The sequence below is a fragment of the Neorhizobium vignae genome, from assembly GCF_000732195.1.
In the GTDB taxonomy this organism is placed as follows: Bacteria; Pseudomonadota; Alphaproteobacteria; order Rhizobiales; family Rhizobiaceae; genus Neorhizobium; species Neorhizobium vignae.
This window is the reverse complement of record NZ_JNNU01000005.1, coordinates 279193-293072: the sequence shown is the minus strand read 5'-3', so window position 1 is coordinate 293072 and position 13880 is coordinate 279193. Positions and strand designations below refer to the sequence as shown.

14 protein-coding genes are annotated in these 13880 nt (G+C 64.4%); 7 read left to right on the top strand and 7 right to left on the bottom strand.

The window, feature by feature from the left end; genetic code table 11:
• The first annotated feature begins 51 nt into the window (after positions 1–51).
• Together GQ59_RS10560 and GQ59_RS30535 are read left to right on the top strand one after the other, a co-directional pair.
• On the top strand, positions 52–1275 hold the full coding sequence (locus GQ59_RS10560; RefSeq protein WP_037080897.1) for an MFS transporter: 1224 nt from the start codon (positions 52–54) through the stop codon (positions 1273–1275).
• A gap of 163 nt (positions 1276–1438) precedes the next feature.
• Complete coding sequence (locus tag GQ59_RS30535; RefSeq protein WP_152564293.1) at positions 1439–1906, top strand: hypothetical protein; 468 nt, start codon at positions 1439–1441, stop codon at positions 1904–1906.
• Here the strand turns inward: GQ59_RS30535 and GQ59_RS10550 are convergent, their stop codons facing one another.
• Genes GQ59_RS10550 through GQ59_RS10540 form a run of 3 tightly spaced genes read right to left on the bottom strand, consistent with a single transcriptional unit; the run spans position 1907 to position 6207 of the window.
• Positions 1907–2758, bottom strand: coding sequence for an MOSC domain-containing protein (locus GQ59_RS10550; RefSeq protein ID WP_037080896.1), 852 nt, complete (start codon positions 2756–2758; stop codon positions 1907–1909).
• A gap of 12 nt (positions 2759–2770) precedes the next feature.
• Positions 2771–3409: an HD domain-containing protein gene (locus tag GQ59_RS10545; protein ID WP_037081146.1), complete on the bottom strand. Its 639-nt coding sequence runs from the start codon at positions 3407–3409 to the stop codon at positions 2771–2773.
• Positions 3410–3429: 20 nt separating this feature from the next.
• Positions 3430–6207, bottom strand: a complete 2778-nt coding sequence (locus GQ59_RS10540) for a DUF2339 domain-containing protein (RefSeq protein WP_037080895.1) — start codon at positions 6205–6207, stop codon at positions 3430–3432.
• Positions 6208–6571: 364 nt separating this feature from the next.
• Here GQ59_RS10540 and GQ59_RS10535 point away from each other — a divergent pair, with 364 nt between their 5' ends.
• The 5 genes from GQ59_RS10535 (at position 6572) to GQ59_RS10515 (ending at position 10562) form a co-directional block, all read left to right on the top strand.
• Positions 6572–7612, top strand: a complete 1041-nt coding sequence (locus GQ59_RS10535; RefSeq protein WP_037080892.1) for an ABC transporter substrate-binding protein — start codon at positions 6572–6574, stop codon at positions 7610–7612.
• A gap of 182 nt (positions 7613–7794) precedes the next feature.
• The gene (locus tag GQ59_RS10530) at positions 7795–8583 is read left to right on the top strand and encodes an ABC transporter ATP-binding protein (RefSeq protein ID WP_037080891.1); all 789 of its coding nucleotides are present in this window, start codon (positions 7795–7797) and stop codon (positions 8581–8583) included.
• Positions 8580–9401 (top strand): ABC transporter permease, encoded by an 822-nt coding sequence (locus GQ59_RS10525; protein ID WP_037080890.1) that lies wholly within the window; start codon positions 8580–8582, stop codon positions 9399–9401. Before GQ59_RS10530 ends, GQ59_RS10525 begins: the two co-directional genes overlap by 4 nt.
• Positions 9402–9483: 82 nt before the next feature.
• On the top strand, positions 9484–9873 hold the full coding sequence (locus GQ59_RS10520; protein WP_007768817.1) for an MbcA/ParS/Xre antitoxin family protein: 390 nt from the start codon (positions 9484–9486) through the stop codon (positions 9871–9873).
• On the top strand, positions 9870–10562 hold the full coding sequence (locus tag GQ59_RS10515) for an RES family NAD+ phosphorylase (protein ID WP_037080888.1): 693 nt from the start codon (positions 9870–9872) through the stop codon (positions 10560–10562). The genes GQ59_RS10520 and GQ59_RS10515 overlap by 4 nt, the downstream gene beginning before the upstream one ends.
• A 79-nt stretch (positions 10563–10641) precedes the next feature.
• On the opposite strand, the gene GQ59_RS10510 is transcribed toward GQ59_RS10515, so the two are convergent.
• The 4 genes from GQ59_RS10510 to ygfZ form a co-directional block, all read right to left on the bottom strand.
• Positions 10642–11565 carry a mechanosensitive ion channel family protein gene (locus GQ59_RS10510; RefSeq protein ID WP_037080886.1) on the bottom strand — a complete coding sequence of 308 codons (924 nt, stop codon included), beginning with the start codon at positions 11563–11565 and terminating at the stop codon, positions 10642–10644.
• Between the two features lie 120 nt (positions 11566–11685).
• Complete coding sequence (locus tag GQ59_RS10505) at positions 11686–12210, bottom strand: tyrosine phosphatase family protein (protein ID WP_037080883.1); 525 nt, start codon at positions 12208–12210, stop codon at positions 11686–11688.
• Positions 12207–12791, bottom strand: coding sequence for a YfbR-like 5'-deoxynucleotidase (locus GQ59_RS10500; RefSeq protein WP_037080880.1), 585 nt, complete (start codon positions 12789–12791; stop codon positions 12207–12209). Before GQ59_RS10500 ends, GQ59_RS10505 begins: the two co-directional genes overlap by 4 nt.
• Positions 12792–12823: 32 nt before the next feature.
• Complete coding sequence (gene ygfZ, locus GQ59_RS10495; protein WP_037080877.1) at positions 12824–13666, bottom strand: CAF17-like 4Fe-4S cluster assembly/insertion protein YgfZ; 843 nt, start codon at positions 13664–13666, stop codon at positions 12824–12826.
• Positions 13667–13880 lie beyond the last annotated feature (214 nt).

The following is a 13880-nucleotide window of genomic DNA, read 5'->3' as shown; positions in this document are numbered from 1 at the left end:
ACATACGCGGCGTATGTAAGTCCTCATTCAAAATAACCCAAGGAGCAGGTTATGCCCAATCCCTATCGCGAAATATTCGCAAGGCCGGGTACGAAAGGTTTTTCCGCCGCCGCTTTCGTGGCGCGGCTGCCGCTGCCGATGACGACGATCGGCCTCGTCGCCATGCTCTCCCAGACGCATGGCGAATATTGGCTGGCCGGCGCGGTTTCGGCCACATTCGCGCTCGCCAACGCCTTCATCTCCCCGCAGGTGTCGCGCTGGGTGGATGCGAAGGGCCAGTCGGCGGTGCTGGTGCCGACGACGTTCGTCACCTTTTTCGCGCTGATCGGTCTGGCCGCCGCCGCTTGGATGCGATGGCCCATCTGGACATTGTTTGCCTTCGCCCTCGTCGCCGGCCTGATGCCGAGCATGATGGCGCTCGTGCGCGCCCGCTGGTCGGAAATCTATCGCGACCGGCCGGAACTGCACACCGCCTTCGCCTTCGAATCCGTCATCGACGAGCTCGTTTATATCTGCGGCCCGGTCTTCGGCATCGGCCTTAGCGTCGCGTGGTTCCCGGAAGCCGGCGTGCTCGCCTCGGCCGCCTTCCTGGCGGTCGGCACGACGCTGTTCGTCGTCCAGAAATCGACCGAACCGAAGGTCGATCCGCAGCGCGTAAAGGGCGGCGGTTCGGTCATGCGGCTGCTTGCCATGTGGTTCCTGGTCGTGCTCTGCGCCGGCATGGGCGTCATCTTCGGCACGGCGGAAGTCTCGGTCGTCGCCTTCTCGGAAGCGCTGGGCAACAAGGGCGCCGCCAGCTATATCCTGTCGGCCTATGCAGCCGGTTCCTTCGTGGTCGGCGTCGTCTTTGGCGCCATCAAGTTCAAGTCGTCGCTCGCCCGCCGGCTGCTCTTCGCAAGCCTGGTTGCCGCCGTCACCACGCTGCCCATGCCCTTTGTCGGCAGCCTGTGGGGCCTGACGGCGGTGATCTTCCTCGCCGGTGCCGCGATCTCGCCGACCTTCATCAGCGCCATGACCCTGATCGAACGCATCGTCCCGTCCTCGCAGGTCACGGAAGGCATCACCTATGCGATGACCGGCATGAGCATCGGCTTTGCCGCCGGCTCCTCGCTCGCCGGCTGGACGATCGATGCCTACGGCGCCTCCAACGGCTTCTGGGTCGCGGTCGCCGGCGGCGCGCTGGCGTTCACGACGATGCTGCTGGGCTATGGTTTGTTGAACCGGCCGGAACGGCAGGAAATGCCTGGGGCGGGGGCTTTGAACCCGGCGGAGTGAACGCAACTCGCACTCGTCCCGCATTGCCGATTGAAGTCCAAGGCCGCTCCCGGTGAGATACCGTGGGCGGCCTCGACGTGTGGCAGGATCCTTGAGGCAGCAGCCTGATTCTGCTACCGCAGCCGGCAATGCCATCGCCTTGGAAATCGGGAAGGATAACGGCTTGTCTCATTCGGATGACATTCTGGAACAGGCCCTGGTCGGACTTGGCGGCATCATGATGAACTGCCGCGATCCCTGGGCCGTGTTCGGCGGCGCGGCCCTGCGCCTGCACGGCGTTCAGGGCGAGCCCGTCAAGGATATCGATGTGCTTCTCTCGCTCGAAGATGCGGCGCGGATCTCGGCCCGTCTCGATCTCGAAAACGAAGCCGATGGCGGCGGCGACCGTTTCCGCTCGCAATTTTTCCTCGGCCTCCGGCTTGGCGACATACCGGTCGAACTCATGGCCGGTTTCAAAGTGTTCTCTAGCGGCCGCTGGCAGGGCGTCGAGGTCGTAGAGCCCGTCCGGATAAAATTTCGGTCGGCCGTCGCCTCCGTCGCCGGCATGGCGGACCTCAAGCGGATCTTCGAACTCTGCGGCCGGCCGAAAGACCTGCAGCGGCTGAAACTGCTGCAGGAAATGTCGGCCTGATCAAGCCCGCCGCTTGATCGCCCAGGCCTCCGGCCGCTCGGCAACCACGCTCGCAACATCGCCGACCTTGATCCGCCCGGTGCCGCGCGGCACGGCGTTCCACCCGAACAGCGGGCCGGGCACGCGCCGGTCGGCGGACATGCGGATGCGGCCCATGGAGGGGATCGGATCGGGCACGTCGCGCGAGCCGGTCTGCTGGTCCTGCGTGGTCATGATGCAGCGGGCGCAGGGCTTGACGAAATCGAAGCGGATGCCGGCGATCTCGATGCCGGTCCAGCCGTCCTCGGCCCAGGGCTGGTCGTGGTCAAGCACGATGTTCGGCCGGAACCGCTCCATGCCGACCGCGCCTTCGCCCTTCGCCGCCATGTCGACATTGAGCGCGGCGAGCGATCCCGTCGTGGTCACCAGCACCTGGTAGCCGTCGGCGAAGGTCACCGGCGAATTGTCGCCCGCCCATTCGGGGCTGGCGACGCGGCGGGCCTGCTCGTCGAAAAACACCAGCCGGATATCCCGCCCGAGCCATTCCGACAGCACCGTATTGGCCGCATCGTCGGCAAGCGCCGCGTTGACGCTCGATTTCCAGACGACCGTCTCCATGCGCCGGTCAGCCGGCGGCCGGGCGACGCGGATCTCACCTTGCCCCTCCATCGCGAAGCGCACGGAATCGGTTTCCGGGTAGACCTCGAGCCTGGCGAGCGGCTGCAATTCCCGCTGGGTGATGAACATGCCGGTCGGATCGACGACCATCATCTCCCGGTCGCCGGGAATGCCCGCGGCCGTGATCTCTGCTTCGTCGAGCGCGATGCCGCGGCCGCTCTTCAGGGGATAGAAATTGAGTTCGCTGATCCGCATGGGAAGTCTCCTTCAAATCTCGTCGATGAAGAGGTCGAGGACCTGTTTCAGCCGCGCGTGCCGCTCGGTGGCAAAAGCCCGCCCCGCGGCCGTCTGGAAGCCGTCGGCGAGCTTGAACAGTTTCACCTCGAAATGGTCGATCGCAAAAGCCTTGTCGTCGAGCGGGCGATGTCTGGCGAGCGGATCGGCCGGGTCGTAGAGGCCGGAGCCCATGCGCCCGGCGATGTAGAAACAGCGCGCCGCCCCCACCATGCCGATCGCGTCCAGCCGGTCCGCATCCTGCAATATCTTCGCTTCCAGCGTCTCGGGCACGATGTTGGCCGAAAAACTGTGCGCCGTGACCGCATGTGCGACTGCCCCGATATCCGCCTTGTCCCAGCCGAGATCGGCAAGGATCACCGACGCTTTCTCGGCCGCCAGCCGCGAAGCCTGCGCCCGCAGCGGCGAGTTCTTCTCCACCGACACGCAGTCATGCAGCAGCACGGCGGCGGCCAGCACCCGCCCGTCGCCACCTTCCTGGGCGTGGATGCGCATCGCATTGCGGAAGACGCGCAGGATATGGGCGATGTCGTGCGAGCCGTCGTCACCCTCGGTCGCATGCGGGATCAGGGTCTCGGCAAGCGCCTCGAAGGGCGAAAAGGCGGCGGCCAGGGAAGCGATAAGCGAAACGGTCACGAGGCGGGTTCCTGGGAATCGGTGGCGGCGGGTTCACCGCCCTTGTTCACCAGAATGCGCTGGTAGAAAAGCCCGATCCCGATCAGCACCGCGCCGAGCCCGATGAACGACAGCGCCCGAAGAATCCCTTCGAGGTTCGACATGTCGACCAGGAACACTTTCACCACCGCGACCAGCACGAGAGCGGCGGAAGCGAGCCGCAGGCTCTTGGCATCGAGCTTCGAACCGATCGCCAGCAGCAACACGCCTATCAGCAGCCAGACCACCGAATAGGTATAGGTCTCGGCGGCCATGAACCCCTTCCAGTCGGCAATGTTCTCGCCCTGCCAGAAACGGCGTACCGAAAGCGTCGCCCATAGGAAACCGAGCACCGCGCCGGCGAGCGCCAGCATGATCACGTAGGGCATCGGCCGCCGCCCGCGGGCGTAATAGGCGACGAGTGCATAGGCGAGGCCGGGCAGAAGATAACCGAGCAGCAGCAGGTTGAGGAAAGGCCAGGAACCGGTGTTTTCGCCGCTGAAATAGGGGTTCAGCGCAAACACATGCAGCGACAGCGCATTGATCGTCGCCAGCACGCCGGCGATCATCGAACCCCAGCGGAAGACAGGGCTCGGCGACTTGAGGTCGAGCGTCATCAATATGCCGGAGAAGCCGACCGTCAGCAGCGTGTAGATCGACTGTTCGCCAAGCGTCGGCACCCGGTCGTCGAGTACGCCGCCGTTCATCGCATGGCGCACCAGCACCGCCACCGTCATCAGGGCGGCGAGCGACGCGAGCGCCTGCATGAGGTTGCGGATGCGGAAATCCGAAGAGTCCTTCAGCAGATAGGCCGTCACGATCGCCAGCAGGGTCGGAATGCCGTAACCTGGCAGAAGCGCGTTGAAGAACGGCGTGGTGCCGAGACTGTTCTGGCCGATCAGCGTCGGCTCCCAGGCGATGCGTCCGAAGACGATCAGGATCGCCGCCGCCATCATCCACGGCAGCGCCGGCCATGGCCGTGCCCGCATGCCGAGCACATAGGCGAAACCCAGCAGGGACAGGAGGATGGTGGTGACGATACCATTGGACAGCGCATGCAGCGCCAGCGTGAAACCGGCAAACGAGCCGGCAACGACCAGATTGGCCGCCCAGTCGATACGCCCATCCGTCTCGTTGCGATCGCGGAACAGCCATTCGGCACCGGCCAGAAGCACGAGGCCGAGACCGACCCCGTAAAGCCCGTGGATCCAGTCGCGCCCGAGATTGCCGAAATTGAGGAAGCTGATCGTCGCCAGCGCCACCGGCACGCCCGACATCAGTACGCTCCAGACCATCGCAAATTCCGGCTCCGTCTTGCGGAAGCGTCTGAGGAACGCAAAGCCCAGCAGGGTAAACACCGCCCCGAGCAGCAGGCTGACCGCGATTTCCGTCGTATAGGTGATGACCGGCAAAGGTTCGTTGCCGACCGGCTGCGGCACATAGGTGTCGAGCAGCGAAATCGCCACGATGGCAAGGCTCAGCACCGCTCCGCCGGCCGCGATCATCGCCGGCCAGACCGCGTAGGCCCGGCTGGCGCCGAGTGCCGCAAGTGCCGCGATCACCGCCGCGGCGGGAAAATACGGATCGATGCCGGTCACCGGGTTGGTCGCCAGCATGGCGAGCGACGGCAGCACCGACATGAACGCCACCGACAGCGTGATGGTCAGCGGCTGGCGCCCGAGCATTCCGCCCCAGCCGGTCTTGACCACCCGGTCCCTGCCATAGACCGAACCCGGCCAGAAGAAGCCGGTGCCGGCGATCATCACGATCAGCGTCAACGTCGGCGGCATCGTATCGAAATCATCCGCGCCGATGGCATAGGCGATCACCCACAGCCCGATGCCGATATTGGCGAGCATCGGCACGATCGTCCATTTGCGGAAGCGCGAGGCGGCATTGACCGCGACCCAGGTAAGGCCGAGGAAGAGAAACAGCGCATTGGCGTTCGGCTCGCCGCTGGCGACGAGGCCGGGCGTCAACAGCGAGGCGAGCAGGCCGAGCCCGGCCAGCGCCTGCCCGTGCAGCAGCGAGAGGGCGATGGTGGCAAACGAGACGAGCGCCAGCAGGACGAAGGCCGGCGTCGCACCGATGAATTGATAGACGCCGTAGGCCGCATAGATCGCCCCGAGCAGCGTCACGGCACCTGCCGCCGTCAGCGCTCCGGGGATCATCGCATTGCTGAACCGGTCGGACACCTGCGGCATCGCCCGGCGTCGCACGATCTCGCCGCCGGCCATCAGGAGGAGGCCGAACAGGCAGGCGAGCACGAGGCGCGCACCCGGTCCGAGCAGCCCGGCTTCGATAGACGCGCGCACGAGAAAGATGCCGCCGAAGGCGAGTGCCACGCCACCGACCCAGACGGGCCAGCGGGCGCCGAGATAACTTTCGAGGTTTTCCTTGGTCTTCGGTTTTGCCGGCGTCGGTGTCCTCGCTACAGCCGGGGCGGGAGCCTCTTCCATGGCAGCAGCCTCTTCGGCAGTCGTGCTCGCTGCGATCGTCTCCTCGGGCAGTGTCTCGGGCGCAGCCGGAGCGGCCTCGGGCATCGGCTCTGCCTGAGCAGGTAGTTCTTCGACGACCGTCTCGGTGATGACGGCGGCCGGCGCCGCCACGGGCGTGGCCGCGGAAACCGGTTGCTGCGCCAGCAGCCCGGCCTTGACCGCCTCCAGCTCCTTTTCGAGCGCGCTCACCCGGGCCGATGTCTTGCGATTGAGGCCCACCATCAGGACCACCAGCAGCAGAAGGAGGATTTCGATCATCGGCACGCTCGCAGGTGAAGAGTTGGGTAGAGCGTTTATACAGTTGCCGGACGAGGGAAGGGAAGAGCCGTTCCACAGCCAATTTCCAATCGGAAGCCTTGGAAACCATTGTCGTTTCGGAGTTCCGGCCGGCCACGCTCGGTGGCCTGCGCCTCCCTTGCGACGTGGTCCGGACGGTTCCAGGTGGAGCGAGGGATCCTGCTGAAAAGATAGGCAGTATCATGTGTGCCAAATCGGCATGTGCCCATGAGGAGGGCGGCATGAAAATATGATTGTTTTATGTGCAGTTTCGACTTGCGCTGCCCCTGAATAAGCGCTTGGATGCAGGCCATCCGAACAAAAAACTCCAGGGGGACGACCTTTCATGATCTCGCGCAGACTGCTTTCAAAACTATCGGCCGTGGCGGCACTGGCGCTTGCTGCCGGCTTTTCCATGCCGGCCGGCCAGGCGCTGGCGCAAACTGCGGTCAAGTTCACGCTCGACTGGAAGTTCGAAGGCCCGGCCGCCGGTTTCCTGCTGGCGCAGGACAAGGGTTACTTCAAGGCTGAGGGCCTCGACGTCACCATCGACACCGGCAATGGCTCCGTCGAGGCCATCCCGCGCGTCGCGACCGGCGCCTACCAGATGGGTTTCGGCGACATCAACTCGCTGATCAAGTTCCTCGACGAGGATCCGAACCAGAAGATCAGGGCCGCGATGATGATCTACGAGCGCCCGACCTTCGCGGTCGTCGGCCGCAAGTCGCTCGGCATCACCACCGACCCGAAGTCGCTGGAAGGCAAGAAGCTCGGCGCGCCGCCGCCGGATGGTGCTTTCGCCCAGTGGAAGGCCTTCAAGCAGGTCGCCAAGATCGACGATTCCAAGATCACGATCGAATCGATCGGCTTCCCGGTCCGCGAGCCGATGCTCGCCCAGGGGAAGGTCGACGCTGTTTTCGGTTTCGCCTTCTCGGTCATCCTCAACCTGAAGGCCCAGGGCATCAAGGATGACGATATCGCCACCATCCTGATGGCCGAAAACGGCCTCAACCTCTATGGCAATGCGGTGCTGATCAACACCGATTTCGCGGCCAAGAACCCGGCCGCCGTCAAGGGTGTCCTGAAGGCGCTCGCCAAGGGTTTTGCCGATGCCGTCGCCAAGCCGGAAGAAGGTGTCGCTGCCGTCCTCAAGCGCAACGAGACGCTCAACAAGGATATCGAACTCGAGCGCCTGAAAATGGCGAATGCGATGAACATCAAGACCCCTTACGTGGTCGCCAACGGCTTGGGCGGTATCGACCCGGCGCGGCTCACCGCCTCCATCGACACGCTGAAAGTCTCCATGGGCCTCAAGGGCAACGTCAAGGCCGACCAGGTCTTCGACGCCAGCTTCCTGCCGGCCAAGGAACAGCGGATGCTGCCGTGATTGGATCTATCTTCTCCCCTCGGGGAGAAGATGCCCGATAGGGCAGATGAGGGGGAGGAGCGCAGCGACGCCTTGAGCGAAAAGCAAAGGCTGAACCTGCGGCAAGCCCCCTCATCCGACCCTTCGGGCCACCTTCTCCCCGAGGGGAGAAGAGGAAACAAGCCGCCAGCAACGGAGACCAAATGCCTCACCTCGTTACCATCGACAATGTCGACATGCGCTATGGCGGCGCGGCCGGCACGCTTGCCGTCTCCGGCCTCACCATGAAGGTTGGTAAGGGCGAGTTCGCGGCCGTCGTCGGCCCGTCCGGCTGCGGCAAGTCGACATTGATGAAACTGGTTACCGGCCTGCACATCCCGCAGAGCGGTGTCGTCATCGTGGCGGACAAGCAGGTGACCAAGCCCGTCTCGATCGTCGGCATGGCCTTCCAGAACCCGACGATGCTGCCGTGGCGCACCACGCTCGATAACATCCTGCTGCCGCTCGAAATCGTCGAAAGACACCGCCACCGCCTGCGCGCCAACAAGAAGGAATATGTCGAGAAGGCCGAGCACCTGCTCGAAACCGTCGGCCTGAAAGGGTTCGGCTCGAAATTCCCCTGGCAGCTTTCCGGCGGCATGCAGCAGCGCGCCAATCTCTGCCGCGCGCTGATCCACGAACCCGAACTCCTGATGCTCGACGAACCGTTCGGCGCGCTCGATGCCTTCACCCGCGAGGAACTGTGGTGCGTCATCCGCGACCTGCATGCGGCGCAGGGCGTCACCATCATCCTTGTCACCCACGACCTGCGCGAGGCGACTTTCCTCGCCGACCGCATCTTCGTGATGAGCGCCCGTCCCGGCAAGGTGCTGAAGGAGCACGCCGTTCCCTTTGCCCGGCCCCGCGATCTCGAAGTCATGTACGAAAAGGCCTTCAACGACATGGTGCATGAACTGCACGGCGAAATCGCCAGCGCGAGGGTTGTCGCATGAGTGTCGTGACCGAAAACACCGCAACGTCTGCCACGCCGGCCAAGCCGCTTGCCCAACGGATCAACTGGGTGAAGCTCGCGCCCTGGCTCTACACGATCGGGCTCTTCGTCGCCTGGGAACTGCTGGTCATCGTGCTGCAGACACCGCCCACCATCCTCCCGGCGCCGTCGCGCGTCTTCCAGGCGATCGTGCAATACTGGTCGCCGATCTGGAAAAACTCGCTGCAGACGCTCTATACGACCACCGTCGGCTTCGCGATCGCGGTGGTGGCGGGCCTGGCGATCGGCCTCTTCATCGGCTGGTCGAAGGCGATCTATGCCGGGCTCTATCCGCTGATGATCGGCTTCAACGCCATCCCCAAAGTGGCGCTCGTGCCGATCCTGGTCATCTGGTTCGGCATCGGCGCGGTCCCTGCCATCCTCACCGCCTTCCTGATCTCCTTCTTCCCGATCGTCGTCAACGTCGCGACCGGCCTTGCCACCATCGAGCCGGAAACCGAGGACGTGCTGCGGGCGCTCGGCGCGAAGAAACTCGACATCATGCTGAAGGTCGGCATCCCGCGCTCCATGCCCTATTTTTTCGGCTCGCTGAAAGTGGCGATCACGCTCGCCTTCGTGGGCTCTGTGGTCTCCGAAACCGTCGCGTCAAATTACGGCCTCGGCAACATGATGAGTTCCGCGCAGAGCCAGTTCAACGTGCCGCTGGTCTTCGCCGGCCTGTTGATGCTCGCCGTCGAGGGCATCGCCATGTATGCGCTGATGGCCTGGATCGAGATGCGTATGACCGGCTGGGCGCATCGTTCGACCATGTCGCAGTGATGCGCGCAGACTAAAAGTCCATTTGACCTTTACATCGAGATCAAATGAACTACATTTGGGTTCGACGCAAAGGAGCCTCGGCATGGCGGTCACGGCACGGAAAGAACAGGCGGAACAGCTGACGGCGGTTGCGCTGAAAGCATTCGGCAATGTCGTCGCCGAATGGGGCGTGCCGGTAAACGAGGCGGCAGCACTTGCCGACATGTCGGAAAGCACCTGGAAACGCGCCCGAAAGCCCGGTTATTCCGGCGGGCTGACCAAGGATCAGATGCTGCGCCTCAGCGCCGTGATCGGCATTTACAAGGCGCTGAAACTCTATTTCAGCGATCCGATCGCCACCAGGTGGATGACGCTTCCGAACGAGGGGCCGCTGTTCCGCGGCGCCCGGCCGATCGATACGCTGATCGACGAGGGGCTGCCGCAATTCCTCGCCGTCCGCAATTACCTCGATGCCCTGCGGGGCGGCGCGTGATCGTCACGGCGGTCAGCGACCGGGGCCTGGTGCGGCTGATCCCGGCGACCTACCACAAGCCGCCCAGCCTGCGCGGCCTGGTGGATAGCGACGAGGAACTGGCGATCCTTGCCGAGATCGAGGGCATGACCAGCGCTCGCCTTGCCGCCGAGCGAGGGCTGAACCTCTATCTCGACCGCCGCGAGCTCGCCTGGAAACGCCGCAAGCACGACCTGCAGGTCTATGGCAACACCCATATCAACGCCGCCTTCACCTACACGCGAAAAGGCGGAAACCGCTTCAACGACGAAAACCGCGGCGCCTGGTACTGCAGCTGGGACACGATGACCTCGCTCGCCGAAGTCGCCTTCCACAAGACCCGCGAACTGAAGTTCATCGGCGTGTTCGAGGAGACGGCGCGTTACGTCGAACTGCTGGCGGATTTCATCGGCGAGTATCCGGACATCACCGACGAGAGAGACCACCCGGCGCTCGATCCGGATCCGGCAATCGGTTATCCCCAGGGCCAGGCGCTTGCCGAGAAACTGAGGCGCGACGGCCACGACGCACTGATTTATCCGTCGGTGCGCCACAGCCAAGGCCGCTGCCTCGTCGCGTTTGAGCCGACGGCCATCCGCAACGTCCGCCCCGGCGCCTCGTGGGACATCGTCTGGTCGGGCAGCGAGGAATACGGCCTCAAGGCCGTGTGACGATGGCCAATTGATTCTCATGAGATTTGGGCATCGGGCCGGCTTCCTCGTGAAAAGCCGGCCCGATGCATCCTTTCCTTCAGGTCCGCTCTGCGACCGGTTCGTCCGCACCGTGAGGAGCCGGAGGTCCGCTCTCACCGGAAACGTCGCGGGTTTCTACCTGAGGGTCTGGAAGCTGTTCCGGCGATTTGTCGCCAGGGAATTTATCGCCAGGGAATTTATCGAAAGCGAGCTTGACGTCCCTGGTCAGGTCGCGGCCGGTTTCCCACCAGTCGCTGCTCTTCGTCCAGTAGCGCAGCGTCAGCTTGGCGCTGCCGGCATCGAATTCCGCCACGTAGACGGTCGGTGCCGGATCCTTCAGCACCCGCCTGTCGCCGCTGGCGATCGCCATCAGTTTCGCCTGGGTCCGGCCGATATCGCGGTCGGTGCCGATGCTGACTGAAATCTCGTTGCGGCGTGTCTTCAACCGGCTGTAATTGGTGATCGGCACGTTCCACAGCGTTGAGTTCGGCGCCAGCCGATAGACGCCGTCGGCAGTCCGAAGTTCGGTTGCAAACAACCCGACATCGACGATCGTGCCGGTAACGCTGCCGGTCTCGATGCTCTCCCCGACCCGGAACGGCCGCAGGACCAGAAGCATGATGCCGGCCGCGATGTTCTGCAGCGTACCCTGGAGCGCGAGGCCGACCGCAAGTCCGATCGCGCCCAGCGCCGCGAGCACCGACGCCGTCTGCACCCCGAACTGGCCGAGCACCATGACGATGACGATGACGAGGATGGCGTAGCGGATAATGTTGGAGAAGAATTGCGACAGCGTCGCATCGATTCCGTGGATGCGCGACAGGCCGCGATGCGCCCAGCGGCTGATCAGGCCGGCGGCCATCCAGCCGAGGATCAGCAGAACGATCGCGCCGACGGCGGAGAAGGAATATTGCACCGCCAGCGCGCTCAATTGAGCGAGCGCCGCTCTGGTTGCCACAACGAATTCCGACGCCTGGTCCATCCGGCGGTCTGCTCCTTCTTTCGGTTTCGCCGTTAATTGGCGCAGCAGGCCGCGAGGTCAAGAAAAAAATGGAGGTTTCCCGCCTCCAGCTAAACAATTAGGAAAATTCAACTTTCAGGTTCAAGGCGAGATTTTTAGCGGCAGGATGAACGACGCCCGGCCATCGGTCTCGGCGCCGCGCCCGATCCCTTTGATGGCGGCAATCAGCCGGCCGTTGCGGCCGAGCAGCCGGTCGCCGAACTCGATCAGCCGCGTATTGGGCGTCGCATGCGGCGCGACGCTGCGAAGCCTTGCGGCCAGCGCGAAATCGTCTTCCTCGGGATGCAGCGAGAGCGCGGCGATCACCGCTGCGGCAGGCGAACGAGAGACACCCATCCAGCAATGGATGATGATCGGCGCCGACTGGTCCCAGTCGCGCACGAAGGCGATCAGACTTTCCACATGCGCCTCGCTGGGCGCGATCAAGCCTCCCGTGCCGGCAAAGCCGATATCGTTCATCGGAAGCTTCAGGTGGCGGTCGGCGGCAATCACGCCCGGCCGGTGAAAGTCCTGGCCCTCGGCGATCAGGCTCACCATTTCGCGCGCCTTGTGCCGCACGGCGGTCTCGGCGATGGAGCCGAGCGGGCAGACGACGATCGCGGTCATGACGCCTTGCCCGAAGCGGCGCGTGCGGCTTCTATCTCATGGAACCGGTCGAGGAAACGCTGTTGCGCCGTCAGCGCCGGCATCGGCTGGATCGGCAGCATGTCGGCGGTGATTCCGCGCGGCTGGCCGAAGAATTTTCGGGCCTCGGCCACCGAAAATCCGGCAAGCTCGGTGGCCTCGAAAAAGGCGGCGATCGTATCGGCCTTCTTGATCAGCGCCTTGAGCTCGCGGGTCGGATGCGGCGGCAGGCCGAAACGCAGGTGGATCGCCGCCTCCAGCCGCTGCTCGACCGCTTTGTAGCCGCCGCCGACCACGGATTTGAATGGCGAGATCATGTCGCCGATCACATATTCCGGCGCGTCGTGCAGCATGGTCATCTGCAGCGCATCGGCCGTGCAGTCCTCGTTGCAGCGTCGGAAGATTTCTTCGACGACGAGGCAATGCTGGGCGACCGAAAACGCGTGGTCGCCGCGCGTCTGGCCGTTCCAGCGGGCGACGCGGGCAAGCCCGTGGGCGATATCGGAAATTTCGACGTCGAGCGGCGAGGGGTCGAGCAGGTCGAGCCGTCGTCCCGACAGCATCCGTTGCCAGGCCCGTGCCGTTACCGCTGGGCTCACGTCTCGGCCTCTTGCGCCTCGACCGGGAAGGAGAGCCCGCTCCAGGCGGGAAGCGCCAGGCTGACCGCGACGTCGCCGGCCGAAAGCTGCACTCCACGCGCCAAAGCGTCGCCGACGCGGTCGATGCGCACGATCGCCAGGCCCTTGTTGCCGGAAACCGATCCGAGCGTCCCGACCGGCTTGCCGCCGGCTGTGATCTCGGTGCCGGACGCGGGCAGGGCGGCTTCGCCCGAAACGATCGCCACCCGCCGCCGCGCCGTGCCGCGATGCTGCATGCGGGAGACGACTTCCTGGCCGACATAGCAGCCCTTGCGGAAGGAAAGACCGTCCGTCTGGTCGAGCAGCACGTCGTGCGGAAAGGCGTCCTGCAGCGCATAGTCGTGGCCGGACATCGAGATGCCGGCGTCGATGCGGAGAGCGTGATAGGCCGCTTCCGGCTGGTCACTCAGCTTGCCGGGCGCGCGGGTGAGCGTGATGCCGGACTTGGCAAAGGCCGCATCCTTCACCGCGCTCTTGTCCGAATCGTCGCCCCAGAAAACGGTAACACCGTCTTCCGGACCGGCAGCGATATCCACGGCTGCGCGCAGCTTGTACATGGTCAGCCGCCGCATCAGCGCCTCGCGCTGGGCCGTCTCGGTCTCGATGACGAACCCGTCGCCGTCGCGCCAGACCAGGAAATCGAACAGGATCTTGCCCTGCGGCGTCAAGAGCGCACCCGGCCGGGCTTCACCCTCCGGCAGCGAATCGATGTCGGTGGTGACGAGGCCCTGCAGGAAATCCTGCGCATCCTTGCCGGTGAGGCGGATCAGGCTTCGCGAGGGAAGAATGGCGGCGGGCATGGTGCGGGAATCCGGTTGTTCTGAGACTGAGAGTTAAGTCTTCGCGACGGCGGCGGCAAGACATGCCGGGCGGCAAATGCAGAGGCGGGCAAATATCCCGCCGCACCCCCCTCTGCCCTGCCGGGCATCTCCCCCTCAAGGGGGGGAGATTGGTTGGGGGCACCGTCCGGTTCCCAATATGCGGTGTCGTCCTCCTGAGAAGTTAATCGGGGAA